Annotated in this window: 22 protein-coding genes; 12 read left to right on the top strand and 10 right to left on the bottom strand. The window is 62.5% G+C overall.

The genetic code is table 11. The features are described 5' to 3' along the window. Positions 1–191: 191 nt before the first annotated feature. The 11 genes from ASU23_RS07680 to hutG all read left to right on the top strand — a co-directional run bounded on the left by ASU23_RS07680 (position 192) and on the right by hutG (position 13,831). Positions 192–1,361, top strand: a complete 1,170-nt coding sequence (locus ASU23_RS07680; RefSeq protein ID WP_058037656.1) for an acyl-CoA dehydrogenase family protein — start codon at positions 192–194, stop codon at positions 1,359–1,361. An 11-nt stretch (positions 1,362–1,372) separates the two neighbouring features. Further along, on the top strand, positions 1,373–2,515 hold the full coding sequence (locus ASU23_RS07675; RefSeq protein WP_003940060.1) for a CaiB/BaiF CoA-transferase family protein: 1,143 nt from the start codon (positions 1,373–1,375) through the stop codon (positions 2,513–2,515). Between the two features lie 37 nt (positions 2,516–2,552). Beyond that, positions 2,553–3,215 (top strand): IclR family transcriptional regulator, encoded by a 663-nt coding sequence (locus ASU23_RS07670; RefSeq protein WP_003939923.1) that lies wholly within the window; start codon positions 2,553–2,555, stop codon positions 3,213–3,215. Between the two features lie 119 nt (positions 3,216–3,334). Continuing rightward, a complete protein-coding gene (locus ASU23_RS07665) occupies positions 3,335–4,126 on the top strand; it encodes an IclR family transcriptional regulator (protein WP_029256284.1) in 792 nt (263 codons plus the stop codon). A 109-nt stretch (positions 4,127–4,235) separates the two neighbouring features. Beyond that, on the top strand, positions 4,236–5,804 hold the full coding sequence (gene hutH, locus ASU23_RS07660; RefSeq protein WP_007732730.1) for a histidine ammonia-lyase: 1,569 nt from the start codon (positions 4,236–4,238) through the stop codon (positions 5,802–5,804). After that, on the top strand, positions 5,801–6,874 hold the full coding sequence (locus tag ASU23_RS07655) for a histidinol-phosphate transaminase (protein ID WP_003940619.1): 1,074 nt from the start codon (positions 5,801–5,803) through the stop codon (positions 6,872–6,874). The genes hutH and ASU23_RS07655 overlap by 4 nt, the downstream gene beginning before the upstream one ends. A gap of 16 nt (positions 6,875–6,890) precedes the next feature. After that, a complete protein-coding gene (locus ASU23_RS07650) occupies positions 6,891–8,255 on the top strand; it encodes an FAD-binding oxidoreductase (RefSeq protein WP_058037655.1) in 1,365 nt (454 codons plus the stop codon). Between the two features lie 203 nt (positions 8,256–8,458). Continuing rightward, complete coding sequence (locus ASU23_RS07645; RefSeq protein ID WP_003940251.1) at positions 8,459–9,895, top strand: cytosine permease; 1,437 nt, start codon at positions 8,459–8,461, stop codon at positions 9,893–9,895. Positions 9,896–9,937: 42 nt separating this feature from the next. Continuing rightward, positions 9,938–11,611, top strand: a complete 1,674-nt coding sequence (gene hutU / locus ASU23_RS07640; protein WP_007732742.1) for a urocanate hydratase — start codon at positions 9,938–9,940, stop codon at positions 11,609–11,611. A 37-nt stretch (positions 11,612–11,648) separates the two neighbouring features. Continuing rightward, positions 11,649–12,839 (top strand): imidazolonepropionase, encoded by a 1,191-nt coding sequence (gene hutI / locus ASU23_RS07635; RefSeq protein WP_029256288.1) that lies wholly within the window; start codon positions 11,649–11,651, stop codon positions 12,837–12,839. 23 nt (positions 12,840–12,862) lie between these two features. Beyond that, entirely contained in the window at positions 12,863–13,831 is a 969-nt protein-coding gene (gene hutG, locus ASU23_RS07630) for a formimidoylglutamase (RefSeq protein ID WP_042926100.1), read from the top strand. Positions 13,832–14,124: 293 nt separating this feature from the next. Here the strand turns inward: hutG and ASU23_RS07620 are convergent, their stop codons facing one another. The 7 genes from ASU23_RS07620 to ASU23_RS07585 all read right to left on the bottom strand — a co-directional run bounded on the left by ASU23_RS07620 (position 14,125) and on the right by ASU23_RS07585 (position 20,495). Then, positions 14,125–14,394: a hypothetical protein gene (locus ASU23_RS07620; RefSeq protein WP_030536965.1), complete on the bottom strand. Its 270-nt coding sequence runs from the start codon at positions 14,392–14,394 to the stop codon at positions 14,125–14,127. Between the two features lie 238 nt (positions 14,395–14,632). Then, entirely contained in the window at positions 14,633–15,541 is a 909-nt protein-coding gene (locus ASU23_RS07610; RefSeq protein WP_058037653.1) for an ABC transporter substrate-binding protein, read from the bottom strand. 11 nt (positions 15,542–15,552) lie between these two features. Next, positions 15,553–16,293, bottom strand: a complete 741-nt coding sequence (locus ASU23_RS07605; RefSeq protein WP_058037652.1) for an ABC transporter permease — start codon at positions 16,291–16,293, stop codon at positions 15,553–15,555. After that, complete coding sequence (locus ASU23_RS07600) at positions 16,290–16,940, bottom strand: ABC transporter permease (protein WP_058037651.1); 651 nt, start codon at positions 16,938–16,940, stop codon at positions 16,290–16,292. Before ASU23_RS07600 ends, ASU23_RS07605 begins: the two co-directional genes overlap by 4 nt. Continuing rightward, a complete protein-coding gene (locus ASU23_RS07595) occupies positions 16,937–18,052 on the bottom strand; it encodes an ABC transporter ATP-binding protein (protein WP_058037650.1) in 1,116 nt (371 codons plus the stop codon). The genes ASU23_RS07600 and ASU23_RS07595 overlap by 4 nt, the downstream gene beginning before the upstream one ends. A 99-nt stretch (positions 18,053–18,151) precedes the next feature. Beyond that, complete coding sequence (locus ASU23_RS07590; protein WP_003940419.1) at positions 18,152–19,624, bottom strand: aromatic amino acid ammonia-lyase; 1,473 nt, start codon at positions 19,622–19,624, stop codon at positions 18,152–18,154. Positions 19,625–19,820: 196 nt separating this feature from the next. Next, positions 19,821–20,495, bottom strand: a complete 675-nt coding sequence (locus ASU23_RS07585; RefSeq protein ID WP_058037649.1) for a TetR/AcrR family transcriptional regulator — start codon at positions 20,493–20,495, stop codon at positions 19,821–19,823. A 110-nt stretch (positions 20,496–20,605) separates the two neighbouring features. On the opposite strand from ASU23_RS07585, the gene ASU23_RS07580 reads away from it, so the two are divergent. Next, entirely contained in the window at positions 20,606–20,980 is a 375-nt protein-coding gene (locus ASU23_RS07580; protein ID WP_058037648.1) for a nitroreductase family deazaflavin-dependent oxidoreductase, read from the top strand. A gap of 9 nt (positions 20,981–20,989) precedes the next feature. Here ASU23_RS07580 and ASU23_RS07575 read toward each other — a convergent pair whose 3' ends face one another. Genes ASU23_RS07575 through ASU23_RS07565 form a run of 3 tightly spaced genes read right to left on the bottom strand, consistent with a single transcriptional unit; the run spans position 20,990 to position 23,382 of the window. Next, positions 20,990–21,541 (bottom strand): TetR/AcrR family transcriptional regulator, encoded by a 552-nt coding sequence (locus ASU23_RS07575; protein ID WP_058037647.1) that lies wholly within the window; start codon positions 21,539–21,541, stop codon positions 20,990–20,992. A 27-nt stretch (positions 21,542–21,568) separates the two neighbouring features. After that, positions 21,569–22,255 carry an ABC transporter ATP-binding protein gene (locus ASU23_RS07570; RefSeq protein WP_003939803.1) on the bottom strand — a complete coding sequence of 229 codons (687 nt, stop codon included), beginning with the start codon at positions 22,253–22,255 and terminating at the stop codon, positions 21,569–21,571. Further along, entirely contained in the window at positions 22,252–23,382 is a 1,131-nt protein-coding gene (locus ASU23_RS07565; RefSeq protein WP_050656859.1) for an ABC transporter permease, read from the bottom strand. The genes ASU23_RS07570 and ASU23_RS07565 overlap by 4 nt, the downstream gene beginning before the upstream one ends. Positions 23,383–23,395: the final 13 nt, after the last annotated feature.

Here is a 23,395-nt window from a genome sequence, read left to right as displayed (position 1 = left end):
TGGGTTCGATCCGCAATCAACTTGTCTATACAGGCTTAGACAAGTTGATCATGGCAGAACGTGAGCCGCGACACAACAACTTCACCTCTGGACAAATTCGCCACCCTCGGCCATAGTCAGTCCATGCCAACTAGTGGCAATTAGATTTCATTAGATGAAATTCGTAACTATTCCGCCTCGAAGGAGCCCCCGTGACTACCCAGACCGCGCCCGACACCGACAGCGTCGATCTCGCAGAGTTCCGCAGCACTGTCCGAGCCTTCGCCAACGCCGAGATCCACCCAGGAGCAGCCGCACGCGACGAGTCCAAGGAGTTCCCGGCGCAGCTGGTCAAGCGCCTCGGGCAGCAGGACCTCATGGGCATTTCCGTGCCCGAGGAATTCGGCGGGCTGGGTCTGTCGACACGAACCCAACTGGTCGCCATCGAAGAAGTTGCACGCACCGACGCCGCGCTGGCATCGATCTACACCGCCCACTACCTGGGCCTCGAGCCGATTCTCGTCGGCGGCTCCGAAGAGCAGAAGCATCGCTGGTTGCCCCAGCTCGCGTCGGGCGAACTACTGGCCGGCTTTGCACTCACAGAACCCGATGCCGGCTCCGACATCGCCTCGATGCGTACCGTCGCCCGACGCGAGGACGACGGCTGGCATCTCTCCGGATCGAAGACGTACATCTCCAACGCCAAGGAAGCCGACCTGGTCGTGCTCTTCGCCAAGACGGACCCGAGCGCAGGATTCCGAGGCATCACCGCCTTCGTCGTCCCCAAGGGAACTCCGGGAATCAGCTACTCGGAGCCGCAGGACAAGATGGGAATTCGTTCGGCCCCGACGTACACCGTCTACCTCGACGACGTCGTTCTGCCGCTCGACTCCGTGATCGGCACCGAAGGTCGCGGCGGCAACGTTGCCTTGACCGCCCTGAACCGAGCACGCATCGACGTAGCGGCAATGGCAAACGGCATCGCTCTGCGCGCTTGGGAACTGGGACGCGAGTACGCAACGGAGCGAAAGCAGTTCGGCACGCCGATCTTCGACTTCCAGGCAATCCAGCTACTCCTCGGTGGCTGCGACGCGCAACTTGTCGCATCACGCGTCACCGCAGACTGGGCCGCCGACGTCAAGGACGCCGGTCAGGACATCCGCCGCGCCGCATCGATTTCGAAGTACGTCGCCACCGAAGCCTGCTTCTCGATCGTCGATCAAACCGTACAGATCCACGGTGGCGCAGGTTTCATGCGCGAATCGGAAATCGAACGCCTGTACCGCGATTGCCGCATTCTCCGCATCTTCGAGGGCACCTCGCAGATCCAGTTGCTCACCATTGCCGGCAATGCTCCGTCGCCGCGTTCCACCGAGTTCTGAAAGGCGCGGACATGACTGCACTTCCCCCACTCGACGGCATCCGGGTCATCGACCTCTCGCGCGTCCTTGCCGGACCCTACTGCACCGCACTGCTTTCCGACGCCGGTGCGGACGTCGTCAAGATCGAATCCGAACACGGTGAAGACTCTCGGCACCTCGGCCCGTTCCGCGACGGCGAGAGCATCTACTTCAACGTGCTCAATCGTGGCAAGCGTTCGGTGGCACTCAACCTCAAGAACGACGAGGACCGTGAGGCGCTGCTGACGCTCATCGAGACCGCCGACGTCGTCGTCGAAAACTTTCGCCCCGGCGTCACCAAGCGCCTGGGAATCGACTACGAGGCTGCGCGGGCTCGCAATCCGCGCATCGTGTACGCGTCCATCTCCGGTTTCGGACAGGACGGGCCCATGTCCGGAGCCGCCGCCTACGACCTTGTAGTCCAGGCTCTTTCGGGAATCATGAGCATCACCGGTTCGGAGGAATCCGGGCCGACACGGTTGGGTGAGTCGTTCGGAGACCTGGTCGCCGGGCTGTTCGCCGCCTGGGGAATCAGTACCGCCCTGCTGAGTGCACGGGCGAGCGGACTCGGGCAGCACCTTGACGTCGCGATGTTCGACAGCATGCTCGCCATGCTGCCGACAGCACACAGCCAACTGCAATCCACCGGGCTCACTCCCCCACGCGTCGGCAACCGTCATCCGGTGTCAACACCGTTCGACACCTACAAGGCCGACGACGGACTCTTCGTCCTCGCAGTTGCGAGCCAGTCGGGTTTCGAGAAGCTGGCGCAGACGATGAATCGCGTCGACCTGATCGCAGATCCCCGATTTGCCGACGACACCGCCCGGACCGAGAACGAACCGGCACTGCGCAAGGAGATCGAAAACTGGGCTGCCGGAAAGACCGTCGCCGACGTGGTCGGTATTCTCGGCGACGCGGGCCTCGCCGGCTCGGAAATCTGGGACGTCCAGCAGGCACTCACCTCCGCGCAGGCCGAGTATCGCGGAGTCGTCGAATCGTTCGAGCACCCGGTAGCAGGAAAAATCTCCTACGTACGACAACCCGTCGTGTTCGGTGATAGCCGACGCCCCGATGTCCGCCGCAGTCCCCTGCTGGACGAGCACCACGGTGAGGTACTGCCGGGCTCGCGATAGATTCAGCGCAGACATCCCTCGGCACTTGGAGTAGGACATGGCCCCCGGCGACGTGACCCGCAGCGCGAATCGCACGTTCGAACTTCTCGGTGCGATCGTCGAGCACGGCGGGTTGACGCTCGGCGACGCCGCCAAGGCAACCGATCTGGCAACCAGTACCGCGCTTCGCCTGATCAGAAGCCTCGAACAAACCGAGTTCGTCGTCCGCGGCGAGGACAACGTCTATCGCGTCGGCCCGCGGCTACTACAGATCGGGGCTCGCGCACTCGGTGACAATCAACTGTTGCCGAGAGCGCGGCCCGCGATGAAGGCCATCGCCGAAACCACGAGAGAGTCGACCTACCTGTCGACGAAGGGACCGAAAGACACTGCGCTGTATCTCGATCAGATCGAGGGCACGCACGCGATCCGCCACATGGGGTGGGTGGGCCAGAGCGTTCCCCTGGACGGCACCGCCGTCGGCGCAGCGTTGAGCGGCAAGGTAGGCGAGAGCGGGTACGCCATTGCGCACGACACCATCGAGGATCACTCGACCGGAGTTGCCGCGCCGATCTACAACGCGGTCGGTCAGATAGCCGGAGCGCTCAGCGTCGTGGGCCCGACATTCCGTCTGACGGACGAGGTCTGCGCCAGCCACGGCCGCGTCTTGGTGGAGCACTGCGCCCGGTTGTCCGCGGAACTCGGCAGCCAGACACCCTGACCACCCCGAGCACTTGGCGATTCAGTCTCGTATCCGAGCACTTGGCGATTCAGTCTCGTATCCGAGACAATGTGGTTCCCCGCTCCCACCTCAGCCCTACCCGTAAGGACACACCCCATATGACGACGAGCCGCGTGAAATCTGCTGAGCGCGTGCTCGACGTGCTCGATCTCCTGGCCCGCCGGGGTGTGCCGCTGGCGACGGCAGAAATCTCCAGCGCCCTCGAGCTGCCGAAGAGTACGACGCATCACCTCCTCAATGTCATGCGGGATCGACGGTTCGTCTCGTACTGGGCTGATCAACGCGCCTGGACCCTGGGTGTCTCGGCGTTCGAAGTCGGTGCGTCGTACATGCGGTCCGGCCCACTTCACCGTGAGGGCCAACGATTCATGCTGGCACTCACTCAGTCGACCGACGAGACCTCCCATCTGGCGGTACTTCAGGGTTCTGACGTCATCTACCTCGACAAACGTGAACCTCTGAAGCCCGGCGTTCGGTTGGTGACCGAGATCGGGACCCGCCTTCCGGCGCATCTCACCGCAGTCGGGCGGGCAATTCTGAGCCGTCTGGACGTGGAACAGATCAGCGCGCTCTACGAGGGGTACACCTGGCCGACGCGGACCGGAACGGGACCGTCGACGCTCGCCGAACTGCGAGAACTGCTCGCCGCAGCACGTGAGAGCGGATATGCGGTCGAAGAGAATGCGACGACATCCGGGATCAACTGCATCGCCAGCCCCGTGATCACACGGGACGGTCGTCCGGTCGCAGCTCTCGGCGTCACCTTCCTCTCCGGCTCCAAATCGGCCGAGGAGAGTGCCCTGATCGCCGACCGAGTGCGCGCCGTCAGCGCCGAGTTCTCCGCCGATCTCGGAGATCGAATGGTGGAGACCCCGACCGCAGACATGTAGCCAATTTCTCCGTTCCGTACTTTGCGGGCCTTGTTTTCGTCTCATATTCAAGACTAGAGTCTCGTATACAAGACTTTGTTAGATAGCCACGCATCATCATTGGAGTCCCATGAACGCCACCCCTGCCACCCAGACAGCCACCCGAACCATCGAGGTCGGAATCGGCGCTGTCACCATCGCCGACGTCGTCGACGTCGCGCGCAACGGATACGGCGTTGCATTGACCGCGGAATCACTGGCCGCGATCGCCGAAAGTCGTGCACGCATCGAAGCGCTGGCCGCAGACCCCACACCGGTCTACGGAGTTTCCACCGGATTCGGCGCACTTGCCACCCGGCACATTCCGGCGCATCTGCGGACACAGTTGCAGCGCAGCCTGATCCGCTCACATGCGGCAGGTTCGGGACCGGAAGTCGAACGCGAAGTGATCCGGGCCTTGATGCTTCTGCGTCTTTCGACGCTCGCCACCGGGCGAACCGGAGTGCGCCCTGTAGTCGCACAGGCGTACGCCGACCTACTCACCGCAGGCATCACCCCGGTGGTGCACGAATACGGCAGCCTCGGATGCTCGGGAGATCTGGCACCACTGGCGCATGTGGCGATGGCAATCATCGGTGAAGGTTCCGTCCGCACCGCCGACGGTGAACTCACCGATGCGGCAACGGCATTGGCTGCCCATGGTCTCGAACCGGTGGTTCTGGCCGAGAAGGAAGGCCTCGCACTGATCAACGGTACCGACGGGATGCTCGGCCAACTGGCCCTTGCGATCACCGATCTCGATCATCTGCTCAAGTTGGCCGACATCGCTGCCGCCATGAGCGTCGAGGGCTTGCTCGGCACCGATCAGGTGTTCGCCGCGGACCTCCAAGCGCTTCGCCCCCACCCCGGCCAGGGCGCGGCCGCATCGAACATGGTGCGTCTGCTTGCCGATTCCCCGATCGTCGCCAGCCATGCGGGCCCTGACTGCACCAGGGTTCAAGACGCGTACTCACTGCGGTGCGCACCGCAGGTCGCCGGCGGCGCACGCGACACCGTCGATCACGCCCGCCTCGTCGCCGGGCGCGAATTGGCCAGTGCTGTCGACAATCCCGTTGTCACCCTCGACGGACGGGTTCGATCCAACGGTAACTTCCACGGAGCTCCCGTGGCCTACGTCTTGGACTTCCTCGCCATCGTGACCGCGGATGTCGCGGGTATCAGCGAACGCCGAACCGACCGCTTCCTCGACGTAGCACGCAATCACGGTCTGACCCCCTTCCTCGCCGACGACCCCGGTGTCGACAGCGGACTGATGATCGCGCAGTACACACAAGCTGCCATCGTGTCCGAACTCAAGCGACTCGCGAGCCCGGCCAGTGTCGATTCGATTCCCTCCTCGGCCATGCAGGAAGATCACGTCTCCATGGGATGGTCGGGTGCACGCAAGCTCCGCCGGTCCATCGACGGTCTCACCCGAGTTCTCGCGATCGAGATACTGACTGCAGCAAGAGGAATCGATTTGCGCTCCCCACTCGAGCCCTCCCCCGCCACCGGAGCCGTCCTTCGGACCCTGCGCGAGAAGGTGCAGGGGCCGGGTACCGATCGCTTCCTGTCCCCCGAGATCGAGGCCGCGGTGGACTTGGCGGCATCGGGTGCACTTGTTGCGGCTGCGGAGAACGCGATCGGCGCCCTGGCATGAGCGCGCCCGGTGCGCTGAGGCCTCGCCCCCGACCCGAAATCGAAGCGCTTCCTCGATACTCCAAAGCCGCCGGCCTCGAGCAGGTTCGGTGGCGGGCGTCGAGCAACGAGTCGACGGTTGCACCCTCGGCGGCCATTCTCGAGGCCGTCAATCTCGCGGCCTCACACTCGCACTTGTATCCGTCGCTGTTCGGCGACACACTGATAGCCCGGTTGAGCGACCGTCTGGGCGTGGGCGACGACCAGGTACTGGTCGGCGCCGGGTCGTTGGCACTGCTCCAGCAGGTATTGACCGCATACACGGGCCCTGGCACCGAAGTCGTCTACCCGTGGCGCAGCTACGAGGCGTACCCGATACTGATCGGAATCGCCGGGGCGAGCGGTGTCCCCGTCGCACTCGATTCCGAACATCGGCACGATCTGAGTGCAATGGCGGCAGCCGTGACGCCGCAGACCCGCGCAGTACTCGTCTGCAACCCCAACAATCCGACCGGAAGCGAGTTCTCGACCGCGGAGTTCGTCTCGTTCGCCCGCTCGATCCCGGGTGACGTCCTCATCCTTCTGGACGAGGCTTACCGGGAGTTCGCGACCAGCGATGTCGACGGCGTCGACCTGCTTCGAGCCTTTCCCAACATCGTCGTCTTCCGAACCTTCTCCAAGGCTTACGGATTGGCCGGACTTCGTGCCGGCTATGCCGTCACCAACTCGGCGATCGCAGCGGATCTTCGCAGCGCTGCACCGCCCTTCGGGCTCAGCGCCGTTGCCGAGGCCGCGGCCTGCGCGGCCCTGACCGATCCGGCACACACCGATTCGATAGTCGAAACGGTGACCGCGGGTCGTTCTCACCTACGTGAGCAATTGGCTCTGCGCGGCGTCGAGACGGTCCCGAGCGGTGCCAACTTCGTGTGGATCCCTCTCGGCAAGAGAGCTTCTGCACTCGAAGCGGCCTGCGTCGCGCAGGGTGTCTCGGTCCGGATGTTCCCCGGCGAGGGAGTGCGGGTGACCGTAGGTGAGCGGGCAGCAGAAGACGCCGTGATCGCCGCTGTGGATGCACTCGCACACAACCTTTGACCGACTGGAGAAAAGAATGTCCGTCCACGAACTTGCTCGGTCGATCGGTTCGAGTCGCCTGATCACCGACCCTGCGGTAATGGACTCGTACCGCCGTGACGAGGCCCATCTCGCCGAACCCGGCCATCCGGTAGCCGTCATGCTCGCCGAAACTGCCGCCGACATTTCCGAGGCTCTGAAATGGGCTACTGCTCACCGTGTCCCGGTGGTAACCCGCGGTGCGGGAACCGGTTTGGCGGGCGGCGGGGTAGCCGTCGAGGGCTGCCTGGTCATCTCGACCACTCGCATGCGCTCGATTCTCGAGGTCAATCCGGACGATCAGCTCGCTGTCGTGGAAGCCGGGGTGATCAACGCTGACATCAGCCGAGCAGCAGACGAGTACGGGCTGATGTACGCCCCTGATCCGAGCAGTTTCGAGATCTCCACGATCGGCGGAAACATCGCCACCAACGCCGGTGGACTGCGTTGCGTGAAGTACGGCGTCACCCGCGATTCAGTCCTGGGTCTCGAGGTTGTGCTCGCCGACGGTCGGATCGTGCGGACAGGCCGAAGGACCGTCAAAGGTGTTGCGGGATACGACTTGACCAGTCTTCTTGTCGGTTCGGAGGGAACACTCGGAGTCGTCACGAGTGCCACGCTGAAGTTGCAGCCCAAGCCCAAGAGAGCACCGGTCACCGTCGTCGGCAGTTTCGATTCTCTCCGCTCCGCAGCGGACGCAGTTGCCGCGGTCGTTCGCGACGGGATCGGACCGAGCCTGCTGGAGCTGATCGATCGAGCAACGCTGCGCGCAGTCGACGACTGGAAACGAATCGGGTTGGAAGACAACACCGCCGCGATGCTGATCGCACAGGCCGACGGGGTCGATGCCGACGCAGCAGCCGCGGCGATGCAGAAACACTTCGAGAGGGCGGGCGCAGATTTTGTCGCCGTCTCGCAGGACGCGGCAGAAGCCGCACAGCTACTCGAGATTCGCCGACTCGCCTATCCGGCTTCCGAACGACTCGGGCAATGTCTCGTGGAAGACGTCGGGGTCCCGCGGTCGAAACTGCCCGACATGCTCGAGAGTATCGACCGAGCCGCCGCCGAGCACATGGTCAAGATCATGACCGTCGCGCATGCTGGTGACGGCAACGTCCATCCGACCTTCGTCTTCGACCGCACTGCCGACGGCTCGGTCCCCGAAGCCGTGTGGACCGCCGCGGACGAGGTCTTCCGGCGTGCTCTCGAACTCGGAGGAACTCTGACCGGAGAGCACGGCGTCGGCGTTCTGAAGCGTCGCTGGCTCTCTCTCGAGCTCGGCGAGGACAGCATGCAACTGCACCGATCGATCAAGGCTGCCTTCGACCCGCTCGGAATCCTCAACCCGGGTAAGGGTTTCTGATTTCTCGCGTGGTGTTACACAGCATTTACGCGAAAACGGGTCCCGGGTATTGACGCCTGTATATACAGGCATATACATTTATCCGCAGTGACAGTGACCCAGCGCACAAAGCACAAGGCGCAAAGCACCAAGCACGAAGAAGGTGGGCAATACCCCGACGTCGATTCCGTCGCTCGACGGGCTCGCAGCAGAAAGACAGGCCTATGACTCACGATGGACCGGCCGAGGTCATCCTCACTCCGGAACGACGCACTATCGACGTCGTCCCGGATGCAGAACGACACGGCACCCCGCGCAGCCAGTTCACTCTCTGGTTCGGCGCCAACATGCAGATCACTGCAATCGTCGACGGCGCTCTCGCCGTCGTATTCGGCGCGGACGCCATCTGGGCGATCGTCGGACTTCTGATCGGCAACATCTTCGGTGGCGCTGTCATGGCGCTTCACTCCGCACAGGGCCCGCGTATGGGTCTCCCCCAGATGATCTCGAGTCGCGCCCAGTTCGGCGTCAAGGGAGCAGTCGTACCGCTTGTTCTCGTCATCCTGATGTACCTCGGCTTCGCTGCCACCGGCACCGTGTTGGCCGGACAGGCCGTCAACAAGATCCTGCACATCGACAGCCCCACCGTCGGCATCGTCGTCTTCGGTCTCCTCACCGCATTCGTCGCGGTCACCGGCTACAAGCTGATCCACATCGTCGGCAGGATCGCCACCGTCGTGGGCATCGTCGGATTCTCCTACCTGGCCGTTCGACTGTTCCTCGAGTACGACGTCGCCTCGTACGTCGGCATCAAGGGCTTCGACATAGTCACCTTCCTGCTCGCGATCTCGCTGGGTGCCGGTTGGCAGCTCACCTTCGGCCCGTACGTCGCCGACTACTCGCGTTACCTGCCGCGCAGCACTTCCGAGAGCACCACGTTCTGGTCGACGTTCCTCGGTAGTGTCATCGGATCGCAGTGGTCCATGACCTTCGGCGCTCTCGTCGCGGCCTGCGCCGGCGACGCGTTCCTGGGTAACCAGGTCGGCTTCATGGGAGATCTGGCCGGACCCGCTGCCATCGCCTTCCTGATCTACTTCGTCATCCTGGTCGGCAAGCTGACGGTGAACGTGCTCAACGCCTACGGCGGATTCATGTCGATCCTGACCACCGTCACCGCCTTCAACGGACAGTCGCGAATCTCGAGCACCGCGCGCACCCTCTACATCCTCGGTTTCACTGCGGTCTCGGTCTTGATCGCCATCGCCGCCAGCGCCGACTTCCTGGACAACTTCAAGAACTTCGTCCTGGTGTTGCTGATGGTGTTCACGCCGTGGAGTGCGATCAATCTGATCGACTACTACCTGATCTCCAAGGAACGCATCGACATTCCGGCGCTGTACGACGTCAACGGTCGATACGGAGCATGGAACTTCACCGCATTGGCTTGCTACGCCGCCGGCGTTCTCGCCCAGATCCCGTTCCTCGCCCAGAAGATGTACACCGGCCCCGTCACGGACATGCTCGGCGGCGCCGACATCTCGTGGCTGGTCGGCATCGTGTTCACCGGGCTGATCTATTACCCACTCGCCAAGCGCACGAGCAATCCCCCTTCGTCGATGATCTACCCCGATCACACCGCGATGACCGACTCTCGCGTCTGATCCCCCAACGTCTTTCGAACTTCAGCAAGCTAGGAGAACACAATGGAAATCAGCACCCCCGGCCACGAGCCGCGCCCCGTCCGTGCTCCCCGCGGCCCCGAGCTCACGACGCTCGGTTGGCAGCAGGAGGGTGCCCTGCGCATGCTCATGAACAACCTCGACCCCGATGTTGCCGAGCACCCGGACAGCCTCGTCGTCTACGGCGGAACCGGTCGCGCAGCGCGTAGTTGGGCTGCCTTCGACGCCATGGTCGCCACGCTGAAGACGCTGAAGAACGACGAGACCATGCTGGTGCAGTCCGGCAAGCCGGTCGGTGTCTTCCGCACCAACGAGTGGGCACCGCGAGTGCTGATCGCCAACTCCAACCTGGTCGGTGACTGGGCGAACTGGGAAGAGTTCCGCCGTCTCGAAGACCTCGGCCTGACCATGTACGGCCAGATGACCGCAGGCTCCTGGATTTACATCGGCACCCAGGGAATCCTGCAGGGTACGTACGAGACCTTCGGCGCCATCGCGAAGAAGCGCTACAACGGCTCACTCGCCGGAACGATCACCCTCACTGCGGGTCTCGGCGGCATGGGCGGCGCTCAGCCTCTCGCCGTCACTATGAACGACGGCGTCGCGATCTGCGTCGACTGCGACATCACCCGCATCGACCGTCGTATCGCCCACAAGTACCTCGACACCAAGGCAGACAGCATCGAGCACGCGCTCGAACTGGCGACCGCGGCACGCGATGCCAAGAAGCCGCTCTCCATCGGCCTCGAAGGCAATGCGGCAGAGATCTTCCCGGCGCTGCTGGAGATGAAGGCCCCCATCGACATCGTGACCGACCAGACCTCGGCGCACGATCCCCTCGCCTACCTGCCGATCGGCATCGACTTCGGCGACATGAAGACCATGTCGGAGAAGGATCCGCAGAAGTTCACCGAAGATTCCCGCAACGCGATGGCCGCACACGTCAAGGCCATGGTCGGATTCATGGACGCCGGCGCCGAGGTATTCGACTACGGCAACTCCATCCGCGACGAGGCCCGCAAGGCCGGCTACGACCGTGCATTCGACTTCCCCGGATTCGTTCCCGCCTACATCCGTCCGCTCTTCGAAGAAGGCCTCGGCCCCTTCCGCTGGGCGGCGCTCTCGGGTGATCCCAAGGACATCGAGGCCACCGACAAGGCCATCCTCGAACTCTTCCCCGAGAACGAGCACCTGCGCCGCTGGATCACCATGGCCGGCGAAAAGGTTGCCTTCGAAGGCCTTCCGGCTCGCATCTGCTGGCTCGGATACGGTGAGCGCCACCTCGCCGGCCTCAAGTTCAACGAGATGGTGGCCTCGGGCGAGCTCTCCGCACCGATCGCCATCGGCCGCGATCACCTCGACTCCGGATCGGTCGCCTCGCCGTACCGCGAAACCGAATCGATGATCGACGGGTCCGACGCGATCGCCGACTGGCCGCTGCTCAACGCCCTGGTCAACACCGCGTCCGGCGCTTCGTGGGTTTCACTCCACCAAGGCGGCGGCGTCGGGATGGGGCGCTCCATCCACGCGGGACAGGTGTGCATCGCCGACGGCACCGAACTCGCAGCCAAGAAGCTCGAAGCAGTTCTCACCAACGATCCCGGGATGGGCGTCATCCGGCATGCGGATGCAGGATACGACCACGCCATCGACACGGCAGCCACCCGCGGCGTCCGCATCCCGATGACCGAGAACTGAAACAGCTCCACCACCTCACCCTGAGTTAGGAATTACATTGACCACGAATGGTTCTCGAACCACCGTTCTGACCAACATCGGAACCCTCGTCACCAATGACCCGACTCTGGGTGAGGGCAAGCTCGGCGTACGACACGACGCGGCAATCGTTTTCGACGACGGCGTTGTTGCTTGGGTCGGTGATTCCGCCGACGCCCCGGCTGCCGATATCGGTCAGGATATCGGCGGTCGGGCCCTGCTCCCCGGTTTCGTGGAGAGTCACTCGCACCTGGTGTTCGGTGGCGAGCGGGCCGAGGAATTCGCAGCTCGCATGGCGGGCGAGAAGTACGCCGCCGGCGGCATTCGCAACACCATCGAAGCGACGCGCTCGGCCACCGACGAACAATTGCAGGCCAATGTTCGACGCCTACTCGACGAATCCCTGCGCTCCGGCAGCACAACCGTCGAATGCAAGACCGGATACGGGCAGAACACCGAGAGCGAACTACGCAGCGCACTGATCGCCGGACAGTTCACCGACGAGGTCACACTGCTGGCCGCCCACGTTCCACCACCCGAATATGCCGGCCGCGCCGATGACTACGTCGCCATGGCGTGCGACGAGATGATCCCTGCCTGTGCGCCACACGCGAAGTGGATCGACGTCTTCTGCGAACGAGGGGCGTTCAACCGCGAACAGGCACATGCAGTCCTGAGCGCAGGCGTCGCCGCCGGACTGATCCCCCGCGTCCACGGCAATCAACTCGGCGAAGGGCCAGGAGTTCAGCTCGCCGTCGAGATGGGAGCCGCGTCCGTCGATCACGTCACCTACGTCACCGCCGAGGACATCGACGCCCTGGCTCAGAGTTCCACCGTCGCAACACTGTTGCCAGGTGCCGACTTCTCCACCCGCAACAAGTACCCCGACGCCCGCGCACTGCTGGACGCCGGCGTCACAGTAGCTCTCGGCGCCGACTGCAATCCCGGCACCTGCTACACCACCAGCCTCCCGTTCTGCATAGCAATTGCGGTGCGAGACATGCACATGACACCCGCCGAGGCAGTCTGGGCAGCCACTGCAGGAGGCGCCCGGGCGCTGCAGCGCACCGACGTCGGAACCCTTTCTCTCGGAACACGTGCCGACGCCATCGCGCTCGATGCACCGTCGTACCTCCACCTCGCCTACCGCCCGGGCGTCCCTCTGGTGCGCGAGGTCTGGAAAAACGGCGCACTCGCCACAAGCTACTGAAATACACTCACCGGGAGGCCGTCGTGGCTCATCAGATCGCAGTCGACATCGAACCCAAGCCGTGGACCGGGCGCTCCGACGGCACCACTGCCGAGCATCTGCGGTGGCATCATGCCGTGCAACCGTATTCAGCCGAAACAGCTCCCGGCGACTGTGTTCTGATCGGATTCTCCAGCGACGAAGGAGTCCGCCGCAACAAGGGCCGCCGCGGCGCCGCGGATGGCCCGGACGCGTTGCGAGCCGGGTTGGCTTCCATGGCGCTGGCCGAACCACTGCAGATTCAGGACGCCGGAACCGTTGCCGTGTCGGGTGAAGAACTCGAGGCCGGTCAAGCCGCACTCGGGAACGCCGTCAGCGCTGCGCTTGATTCGGGACACTTCCCCGTGGTTCTCGGGGGAGGACACGAAATCGCCTACGGCACGTATCTCGGCGTCGCGGGCTCCGAGTTGCGAACCGCTGGAGCCAAACTCGGAATCCTCAACTTGGATGCGCACTTCGACCTGCGGGGCGATCCGATACCCAGCTCCGGCACACCCTTTCGTCAGATCGCCGAGGACGAAGCCGCGGCAGGCACGTCGCATCAGTACAGCGTGATCGGAATCAGCCAACCGAGCAACACCACGGCACTGTTCGACACGGCTCACCGCCTCGGTGTTCGCTATCTGCTCGACGAAGAATGCGGAGCGATCGGCCGAGGCGTCGTGGATCAGTTCCTCGCAGACTTCCTCGACGACGTCGATCTGGTCTACCTGACCATCGACCTCGATGTCCTGCCTGCAGCTGTGGCGCCGGGCGTCAGCGCACCTGCGGCCTACGGTGTCAGCCTGGAAACCATCCAATACGTATGTGATCGAGTCACGTCCAGCGGAAAGCTCGCGGTTCTCGATGTCGCCGAACTGAACCCGAGCCTCGACGTCGACAATCGCACTGCCCGAACGGCTGCTCGTCTGATCCACCGGATAGTCACGAAGCACGTGCCGGTTCAGCGCTAGCCTCGGCGCGCCTCCAGCAGATCTACGGGACTGCCTGAAAACTGATTCCACGAGTTCTGTTCGAGCACTCCAAACTATGTCCTTTGCCACCTCACAAGTGATGCCGCCTTGCAGATTGCCGATGGCGGCGACAACGCCTGTCTCGGGGTACGTGATCGTTCCGCACCCCTCGGATGTGGATGCCGTCGGGAATCGTGAAGTCGAAGTCGACGAATTGCCCGAGCAGTACTCGAAGCCGGGGACACCACCGATCACAGGAGGCCCGACCGTACCGTCGTGAATCGAAAAGCCGATCAACCCTCCGGGGTCGCCATTACCGACTTGCCCCGGATCACCGGTGGTGACGAAGATCGATTGGCCTGACTCAGTCTGAATCGTCCGTGTCGAATGATCGTTGCCGTAGGCCGATTCGATTTGAGCCACGGTGAGCCGTCACCGACGCCGCGGTCAGTCAGCGTTCCCGGCGGTGATTCGATGACGGTGACGCCCTCGCTGGTGAGAATTGCCCGTCCGGTGCCACCAGGCGTCGTGAACGGAACTACAGCGCAACTCGGAAACTGCATGGGCGTTCCAGCCTGATGCCAGACACACGCCGGCCACTACAACCGTGGTTGTAGTGGCTGCGCCGTTCCGAACTCGTCCAATGGGTGTGCGCGGTCGGCTTCTCGGCATGTCGGCATCCTTGGTCGGAACGGCTCGCCGCGAGGTCGAGGCATGCCTGACTTCGCGACGCTACCCCGAGCGGGGTCGAATCGATATCGTCTGTTCGGCCGACGACAAGGACGCCACCCCGGCCTTCGATCATGGCACCAGGGAGTTCTCCTGCAACCAGTCCTGAGCGATGTCACTCATGTCGTCGAGATCGGCAACGCGCTGGTTCATCTCGATGAGATCTTCGGTGGTCAGCGCCGCCGAAACCCCCGCGAGCACGGATCGGACGTCATCGCGAGCCTTCAACTCGTTGATGATCGGTGTGATGTTCTCCGCGAGGAAGAGGTGCTTCGTATCCTCGAGTGCAACCAAGTTCTCCGAGCGCATCGCAGGATCGGTACTGAAGACATCGGCAACCTGTATCTGCCCGCTCAGAAGCGCATTGAGCGTGAGGGGTCCACCTGCATCGAGTGCCAGGAACTCCCGGAATGTCAGGCCGTATTTGGTCTTCAAGCCGGCGACGCCGTTTTCGCGCGTCTTCCATTCCGGCGGTCCGCCGAGAGTCAACTCGTCGGCATGCTGCACCAGATCCTCGACGGTCTCCAGCGAATACTTTTCCGCCGTCTCCTGTTTGACGGCAAGTACATCCTTGTCCTCTGCGGGCGAGGGCTCGAGAGCCACCAGACCCTTGGGCAATTTCGCATCGATTTCAGCGGATACTTCATCTGAAGCCGTCGCCGTTGTCTTGCTGTCCAGATATTGCAACAAGGCGCCGGAATACTCGGGGATCAGATCGATGGAACCGTCGCGCAGTGCCGGTACATAGAGTTCTCGGCTACCGATGTTCAACTTCTCGGTAACGTCGATACCGTTGGCACGAAGCGCTTCGGCGTAAATGGTCGCAATCAGTTGGCTCTCGGGAAAATCGGCGGAACCGATCACGATGGCGCCCTCAGCACTACCGCCGCCGTCCGTAGCCAAGGGGTCCTTGCCGATTCCGCAGCTGGACAACGCAACCGCTGTCACGCCGACCAACGCGGCGATCAATACCTTGTTCATGTCGAACGTCCTCAGATCGGTGCGGGCTCAGGCACAGCGGTGCGCTGTGAGGGGGCGGCGGTCTTCTCGGTCTTCTTCTTCCGATCGCGCCTGGTCAGGCCAGGCGAAACGACCCGCGCAGTCAGTGCTCCGATTCCGAGATCGAAAACCAGGGCAATCAGCGATACCAGTACGGCTCCGGCCGCCATCTGGCCGTAATCGCTCTGAGCTTTTCCGTCGATCAACAACCGGCCGAGTCCGCCCAAAGAAATGTAAGCGGCGACAGTCGCAGTGGAGACGATCTGAAGCACGGCACTTCTGATGCCGGACAACATGAGTGGTAGGGCACATGGAATCTCGACCTCGGTCAAGATCCGCATCGACCGAAATCCCATCCCCCGCGCGGCGTCGACTGCAGCCTGATCGACCGCTCGAACTCCGGCGTACGTGTTGGTGAGAATGGGAGGGATCGCGAGAAGCACCAGGACGATGAGGCTGGGGATCAGATACGCGAGTTTGTTCGGGAATGACGGCGCGATGATGAGAACCAGTAGGATCAGCAGACCGATGGTCGGCAGCGCTCGTAGCGAGTTGGCCAGTCCAGCAACAATAACGGAGCCACGGCCCGTATGTCCGATGTAGAGACCGAGCGGGATCGCGATAACCGCAGCCACCGCCAGCGCGGCGAATGTGTACATCAAATGCTGAACGAGAAGGGTGGGGATGCCGTCCGGCCCGGTCCAGTGGGATCCGTCGAGAAGGAAGCTGATCATGATGTAGTCACTTTCGGGGTCCACGGCGTCAACAGCCGATTCGCCAACATGATGAGGAGATCAAGGATCAACGCCAGCACCAGACACAGAGCGATACCCGCGATGATCGGCGTGTAGAAACGCAACTGAAATCCCTGGGTGAACAAGGAACCTATCTGCGGAATACCCAGGAGTGCGCCGAGTGAGACAAGACTGACGTTCGAGACGACTGCGACGCGCAAACCTGCACAGATCACCGGAACTCCTACTGGCAACTGTACTTTCAACAGCGTCTGATACGGCCGGTAACCCATCGCCGTCGCTGCCAGAACCGTCTCCGGCGGAACCGAATCGAGCGCGTCGGCCACTACCCGCACGAGCAGAGCAACGGTGTACACGGTGAGCGCCACGATGATGTTTATCGGATCCAGAATCTTGGTACCCAGAATTGGAGGCAGGAGCACGAAGAGCGCGAGCGAAGGGATCGTGTAGAGCAATCCGGCCGTCCCCACCACGTAGGGATGCAACCGACGACTGCGATAGGCGACCCAGCCGATCGGCAACGCGACCACCAAGCCGATCACCAAGGGAATCAACGACAGCAGAACATGCCATCCCACCAAGTCCATGATCCGGTCGGACTGACGTCCGAGCCATTCGAAGTTCATCGAAGCACCCTCCCCGCGTCAGCCAGATCGGCAGCCTCGATGGCTTCCACTGCAGCATGCGCAGTGACGGTTCCCACCAGGCGTCCGGCGTCGTCCACGACAACGCCCCGCTTGCTCGGCGCTGACAGCGCCGCATCCAGCAGAGCGCGCATCGTCCCGGTGGAATCAGCAAGTGTTCCACTGAGATTCAAGTCATCCGGGCGGATACAATCCGTGAGCGCGTCCGGCCTCACCCATCCGAGCGGCTTGTTCGCGGGATCCACTACCAACAGCCACGTATCGCCGGTGAGTGCGCGGGCCGCCGCAGCGGAATCGCCCAGATGCGCAACGGGTTCTGACACCGTCGGTAGGTCGCCGTCCAATGTCGTGAACCCCAACGATCGGTACCCACGGTCACGTCCGACGAAGTCGGCAACAAATTCGTCGGCAGGTTGAGTCAGCAATTCGAGGGGCGTCGCCGCCTGCGCAAGAATGCCGCCGGTACGCAGAACCACCACTTGATCCCCGAGTTTCAGCGCTTCGTCGATGTCGTGGGTGACGATGATGATCGTTTTTCCGATTTCCTTCTGCAGACGGAGAAACTCGTCTTGCAGCTGGCCGCGAACAACCGGATCAACGGCGCTGAACGGTTCGTCCATCAGCATGAATGACGGATCCGCAGCCAATGCTCGCGCAACACCGACTCGTTGCTGCTGCCCTCCGGAGAGCTGCCACGGATAGCGGTCGGCGAAGTTGGTCGTCAGACCAACCGTTTCGAGCAATTCCATAGCGCGAGTGCGAGATTCCTTTTTACTCGCACCGAGCAATCGAGGCATGGTCGCTATGTTGTCGACGATGGTGCGATGGGGAAAGAGACCCGCGTGCTGGATCACGTACCCGATGCGTCGACGCAGAAGGGCCGGATCCATTCCCGCCGTGGACTCGCCGTCGAGCGAAATCGTGCCTGACGTCGGTTCGATCAGCCTGTTGATCATGCGGAGTGAGGTCGTCTTGCCGCAGCCGGAAGGACCCACCAACGCGGTGATCTTTCCCGTCGGGCACTCCAGATCGAGAGCATCGACGGCAATGGTTCCGTCTGGATACGCCTTGGTGACCTTGTCGAATTTGATCATCTACGAACTACTTTCGTGTCGACCTGAGTCCGGACGCACCCAGGAGAAATGGTCGAGTTCCGTTCGAGCACACACCTACTTGTGATTCGGTCCACCTGCTTACTGGTCGAGCGGTTGAGAAAGAAAGTTCACGGCGGCACTCAGATCTGCACTGAGTGGCCGGTCTTCGGTCCTCGTGTCCAGCACCAAACGCGCACGCGCGAGGTACGCGCCGAGCTCGGTCGCCGGATCCAGCTCACGCTGTTGTTGCGAGAGTGCGCGAACTGCCGAGATCAGTTCACACGCCAGCACCAATCGAGATTGGGCAAGAATGTCCGCCAATTGAGTTGCAGCTTGGGATGCGAAACTTGCGTGATCCTCGGTGCCGCGCGAAATTACCGTGTGGCCCAACGACCCCGGTGCCGCCGACGAGCGGATCTCGGCAATGGCAGCAGAAGTCGTGTATTCGAGAAGCATGGTTCCGCTGCTGCCGTCGGGACCGTCTGCAAGGAACGCACGAAGGCCGGTGACTGCGGGGTCGGAGAGGTTGGCGAGCCGACATTGCGAGAGCAGGGCAGCACTGGCGACCGCCAACTTCGCCTCGTCGACTGCAAGGGCTATTGGCATTGCGTGGAAATTTCCGTTGTGGAACACCATGTCGTCTTCGACCGACACCAGCGGATTCTCCGAAGACGAATTCATCTCGATACTCAGCGTGTTCTGCAGTCGATGCACCGCTTGCCAGGTGGCACCCAAGATTTGCGGTAGGGCGCGAAACCCGAACGAGTCCTGAACTCTCACGGGTGTGATGTCGTGTGGTGCCAGCAGATCGCGAACCCGCTCTGCGACTTCCGCTTGACCGAAGTGCATTCTTGCCGACTGTACTTGTGCAGCAAATGGTTCGACAGAACTACGCGACGCAAGCACGGAAAGAACACTGACAACCAAGCAGTGCTGAAGCCACCCCGCGACTTCGATACTGGTGTCGCCGGCGATCGCCACCGTCATCGCATTGGTGGAAATGAACGGAAGTGCATCACCGTGGTGCGGAGTCCAACCGATTCCGGTGCGTCCGTCGCGAAGCGGGCTCTCGCCGATCAGCCCCATGGCGATTTCGGAGAACGCACTCAGGTCGCCCGTTCCGATCGCACCGCGTGCGTGCACTGTCGGCAGGTTCTGTGAAGCAACAGCAGCAACCAGACCGTCGATGATGTCGGGATGCATACCTGAGCCGCCGTTGAGGATCTGGTTGGTGCGGATGACGATCGCGGCGCGCACCAACCGGTCAGGGAGCCTGGGGCCCGATCCCGTTGCGTGACTTCTCAGAAGCCTCAGATCCTGCTGCACACCGTCGGAGACGGATGTTTCGCGATTCCCGCCTACCCCGGTAGTGCGCCCGTACACCGCTTGACGGGAGGAAACCCTAACCGCGGTCTCCCATGACCGCCGTGTGAGCTCGAGAGCCGCGTCGGCAGGTCGAATCACGGCCGGCTCTCGCGCGATTTCGTTCACCCGGTGAACCGACAACCCTTTCCCGTCGAGCAGGACATTGTCGTCTTCCGTCCGGTCTTCTCCAGGAAGACGTTCAGTCATCAGAACTCCATCGATCGAAGGACTCGGCCACCGCGGGCGTGCATCACATCATCTACGCAATGTGCCTTGGGTCACTTTTGATGAATGTATAGTCCTGTATATACAGCCACCTGTCAATAGGGACACTGCAGCTCACCCGCGTGCACACAACCTTGCGTCACCTCAGTAAGGGTGGGCAACTGGACACGAATCGTCGCTATTCGAGGACCGGTGCCGCCGATGCGCGACGCGCCTCGAGCGCATCGAGGATGAGATCGAGACCGTAGGCGAACTCACTCGTGTGGTCGTAAGCCGGACTCAGACCGTGATCGACGATCATCTCGTGAAGGAAGGGCAACTCTTCAGCCGGAAGGCGCTCGAGGATGTCACTCGCAACTTCTTCGACGTCGACGGGCCCGCTGATCGGCAGATTCGCCTCCTGGAGAACATATCCGCCGATGTAGCTGTCGATCAGCGAGGCTCCGTGGGCGGCCATCGGGAGTGTGAACCCGGCCTTCCGGAGCACTCCGAGCACAGCGTCGAGATGACGCAGGGTCGCCGAGCCAGGGCTGCGTCGCGAATCCAGCAGACCGAGAGCCCAACGGTGCTGCGACAGGACTGTGCGAGCGGAAAAGGCGCGTCCACGGATTGCATCTCGCCAATCCGCACACTCACTGTCGGGCAGGTCGATCGCCTCGAAGACCGCATCGACGAGGCCGTCGAGAATCGCATCTTTGTTGGGCACGTGGTGGTAGAGCGACATCGCCTCGATGCCCAGCTCCTGGGCCACCCGTCGCATCGTGACGGCTTCGACACCACCCGCGTCGGCAACGCGGATCGCACCCTCGATTACGCGAGTCCTGTTCAGCGACTGTCGCGGTTGCCGTGACACACAGACTCCCCTCGGCGGAACGAATACGTTGACAACCTTACATACGTAAGTCACCCTTACAGGTGTAAGCCCGCCTTACGCTCGTAAGGCGATCGAGAGAGGAGATCACAATGCCGATGCCTAGATGGTGGGGACATGTCAACAAACGAGTGTTCAACCCGCGTGCAATTTCGAGCGGTAAATGGCCGGTACTGACTCACGTCGGACGCACATCCGGCACGACCTACCGGACGCCCCTCGACGCCTATCCGGTCGAGGGTGGCTACGTCTTCATTCTGGTGTACGGATCAGGCTCGGACTGGGTGCAGAACGTCTTGAGAGCGGGAAGCGCTCGACTGTCGGTCGACGAGACGGAGGTGAGCCTCGGCACCCCACGCCTCGTCGCGAAAGACGAAGCATTTCAAGCACTTTCCTCAGACGTGTCCCAACCCCCGAGGCTGCTCCGCATCACCGAGTACCTTCGGATGGATCTGATTACGGCCTGAGGGTGCCCGTCACGCGAGGACCTCACGCACGGCGGACCTGACTTCCTCCATGCTGCAACCGGATTCGATCAGTTCGGTACCCGTATGCACCAGCGAGTTGATCAACTTGGCGGTGAGCTTCGGGTCCGACACGCCACGGAGGCGGAGGGCCTCGACCAGCGGAAGCACAAGACTGTCGTGCATTTCCATGATCCGCGAATCTCGAAATGTTTGCGGGGTCAGCGTCGCCAGCGCTCCGACTATCGCATGCTCCCCGTCGGCAACCAGTTGGAGGTTTGCCTCGACGTACGCCCATACCGAATCGTCTGCGCCTGCCATCGCCTCGACGATCTTGTCGTTCCAGCGCGGGAACATGTCTTCGACGACGGCACTGAGGAGATCTTCCCGGGACCGGAAGTAGTGGTAGGCACTCGACCTGGCGAGCCCTGCCTTCGCTGCCACCTCACCGAGCCCCGGCGGCCGGTCCGGGGCCTCGGACAGAAGAGCGTGTGCAGCGTCGAGGAGGGCACGGCGCTGAGCAGCACGATGCTCGACCACAGTGGGCGCATCGATCCTCGGCACCGAATCTCCTCCAGTCCCCTCGCGGGCTTACTCGCTCTGACGCAACCGACCGTCAACCATTTCGAGGATGCGGTCGCAGTGCCCGAGCACGTCGTGATCGTGGGTCACCATGATCGTAGCGACGCCTGCCTCGTGAGTTTCGCGCGAGAGCAGTTCGACCACCTCATGGCTGCGTTTGCGGTCGAGAGCAGCCGTCGGCTCGTCGACGAGCAGTAGTGAGGGATTGCTCATCAATGCCCGAGCGATACCGACGCGCTGGCGTTCACCGCCGGAGAGTTGACCGGGTCGACGATCTGCACGGTGACTCATACCGACCGAGTCGAGCAACTCCTCGGGATCGCGACCCGGCCGCCCCGTGAGCTTGGGAATCAGCCGAAGCTGATCGCGCGCCGTCAGCGCTGGAATCAGGTTGCCGGACTGAAAGACGAAGCCGACCTTGTCTCGTCGAAGTTTGGCGAGAGCACGGGCCGGCATCGCCGACACGTCCACGCCGTCGATGACAATCGTTCCACTCGACGGCCGACCGAGTCCGCCGGCCACAGCGAGCAAGCTCGACTTTCCAGCGCCTGACGGTCCGACGATCGCGACAAGTTCGCCGCACGAGACCTCCAGGTTCACGTTGTCGAGGGCGAGCACGGTGGAGTCACCGTCACCGAATCGAAGACTGACAGCGGTCAATACCAATCCGGTTGTGGTCTTTTCGACTGTGGTCATCGGTTTTCTCCCAATGCGGTGAGCGGGTTGACACGGGTAACACGGACGATGGCAACGGCTGCGCCGACCAGCCCGAGTACCGCCAAGAGCACTGCGCCGTTGACGACTGGGCCGGACTCGAGGGCGAACGGCATCCCCCCGCCTTCGAGCCCCGAACCGAGCCCCAAGCCCAGCAACACACCGAGGCCGATGGAACCAAGCAGCACTACCAGTGCCTGCGCCATGCCGTCACGAAGCAGGAAGCCGGTAGAGGCTCCCATCGCGCGCAACACTGCGAGTTCACGACCGCGCTGAACCGTCCAGATACTGAAGAATGCACCGACCACCAGGGCCGAAATCGCGTACAGAAACGCCTTGATCATCGACATAGTCATCATTTCCGCGGAGAACCCTGGTGAGGAGTCGAAAGATTCCTCGAGCGTCTTTGCGGACGTTCCCGCCGCCGCATCGCCCGACACGAGATCCGGTAACGCGCCACCAATGCCCCGAATCGCAACAACACTTGCTTCGGAATAGGCACTGGCATTGGCGGTTTCGCCGATCTTGGCACCGGCGTGAACCTCCTGCCAAGTACGCAGAGGCAGGTAGGCGACGTCGACGTGACCGAAAGTGCGCTTGTCTTCGGTGAATCCGACAACTGTCAGCTCCGTACCGAGTCGATCGAGTATCACGGTGTCACCGATCGCAACACCGTCGTCACGGAAGGTAGAGCTGACGATGATGTCCGTGTCGGCATGCAGCCCCCTCCCGTCGGCGGAGACGGGCTCGAGGAAGGAGCCAGGTTCGATGCCGAAGAGCGTGAGATCGACAGGCGTGCCACTGCGAGTTTTTGCATTGACGATCATGTTGCCGAAGAGCTCGGCGTCTTGGACATCGGGTTGCATACGCCATGCCTGCGCCTGCTCCTCGGTGACGACCGAGCGCGAAAACGCTGAGTCGGCTTTGGTGTCCGGTGCGAAGGCAAACGCCTGAATCGGCGTCCGCTGCAAAGCGGAGACACCGTCATTTACCAGTCCGGACGAGAGGCCGGACAGAATCACCATCAGGATCGAGATGAGGGCAACCACGGCACCCATCAAGAGGAATCGATTTCGCGCAAACCACAGTTCACGCAGGGCGAGGAACATTCGGGAAGCTCCA

This window comes from Rhodococcus sp. KB6 (assembly GCF_001445685.1).
In the GTDB taxonomy this organism is placed as follows: Bacteria; Actinomycetota; Actinomycetes; order Mycobacteriales; family Mycobacteriaceae; genus Rhodococcus_F; species Rhodococcus_F qingshengii.
This window is presented reverse-complemented; position numbering and strand designations above follow the sequence as displayed.

What these genes read in the sequence shown, in the direction of transcription:
- ASU23_RS07675 (WP_003940060.1), top strand. Translation starts at nt 1,373, where the DNA reads ATGACTGCACTTCCCCCACTCGACGGCATCCGGGTCATCGACCTCTCG.
- ASU23_RS07670 (WP_003939923.1), top strand. Translation starts at nt 2,553, where the DNA reads ATGGCCCCCGGCGACGTGACCCGCAGCGCGAATCGCACGTTCGAACTT.
- ASU23_RS07665 (WP_029256284.1), top strand. Translation starts at nt 3,335, where the DNA reads ATGACGACGAGCCGCGTGAAATCTGCTGAGCGCGTGCTCGACGTGCTC.
- hutH (WP_007732730.1), top strand. Translation starts at nt 4,236, where the DNA reads ATGAACGCCACCCCTGCCACCCAGACAGCCACCCGAACCATCGAGGTC.
- ASU23_RS07655 (WP_003940619.1), top strand. Translation starts at nt 5,801, where the DNA reads ATGAGCGCGCCCGGTGCGCTGAGGCCTCGCCCCCGACCCGAAATCGAA.
- ASU23_RS07650 (WP_058037655.1), top strand. Translation starts at nt 6,891, where the DNA reads ATGTCCGTCCACGAACTTGCTCGGTCGATCGGTTCGAGTCGCCTGATC.
- ASU23_RS07645 (WP_003940251.1), top strand. Translation starts at nt 8,459, where the DNA reads ATGACTCACGATGGACCGGCCGAGGTCATCCTCACTCCGGAACGACGC.
- hutU (WP_007732742.1), top strand. Translation starts at nt 9,938, where the DNA reads ATGGAAATCAGCACCCCCGGCCACGAGCCGCGCCCCGTCCGTGCTCCC.
- ASU23_RS07620 (WP_030536965.1), bottom strand. Translation starts at nt 14,394, where the DNA reads ATGCAGTTTCCGAGTTGCGCTGTAGTTCCGTTCACGACGCCTGGTGGC.
- ASU23_RS07610 (WP_058037653.1), bottom strand. Translation starts at nt 15,541, where the DNA reads ATGAACAAGGTATTGATCGCCGCGTTGGTCGGCGTGACAGCGGTTGCG.
- ASU23_RS07605 (WP_058037652.1), bottom strand. Translation starts at nt 16,293, where the DNA reads ATGATCAGCTTCCTTCTCGACGGATCCCACTGGACCGGGCCGGACGGC.
- ASU23_RS07600 (WP_058037651.1), bottom strand. Translation starts at nt 16,940, where the DNA reads ATGAACTTCGAATGGCTCGGACGTCAGTCCGACCGGATCATGGACTTG.
- ASU23_RS07595 (WP_058037650.1), bottom strand. Translation starts at nt 18,052, where the DNA reads ATGATCAAATTCGACAAGGTCACCAAGGCGTATCCAGACGGAACCATT.
- ASU23_RS07590 (WP_003940419.1), bottom strand. Translation starts at nt 19,624, where the DNA reads ATGACTGAACGTCTTCCTGGAGAAGACCGGACGGAAGACGACAATGTC.
- ASU23_RS07580 (WP_058037648.1), top strand. Translation starts at nt 20,606, where the DNA reads ATGCCGATGCCTAGATGGTGGGGACATGTCAACAAACGAGTGTTCAAC.
- ASU23_RS07570 (WP_003939803.1), bottom strand. Translation starts at nt 22,255, where the DNA reads ATGACCACAGTCGAAAAGACCACAACCGGATTGGTATTGACCGCTGTC.
- ASU23_RS07565 (WP_050656859.1), bottom strand. Translation starts at nt 23,382, where the DNA reads ATGTTCCTCGCCCTGCGTGAACTGTGGTTTGCGCGAAATCGATTCCTC.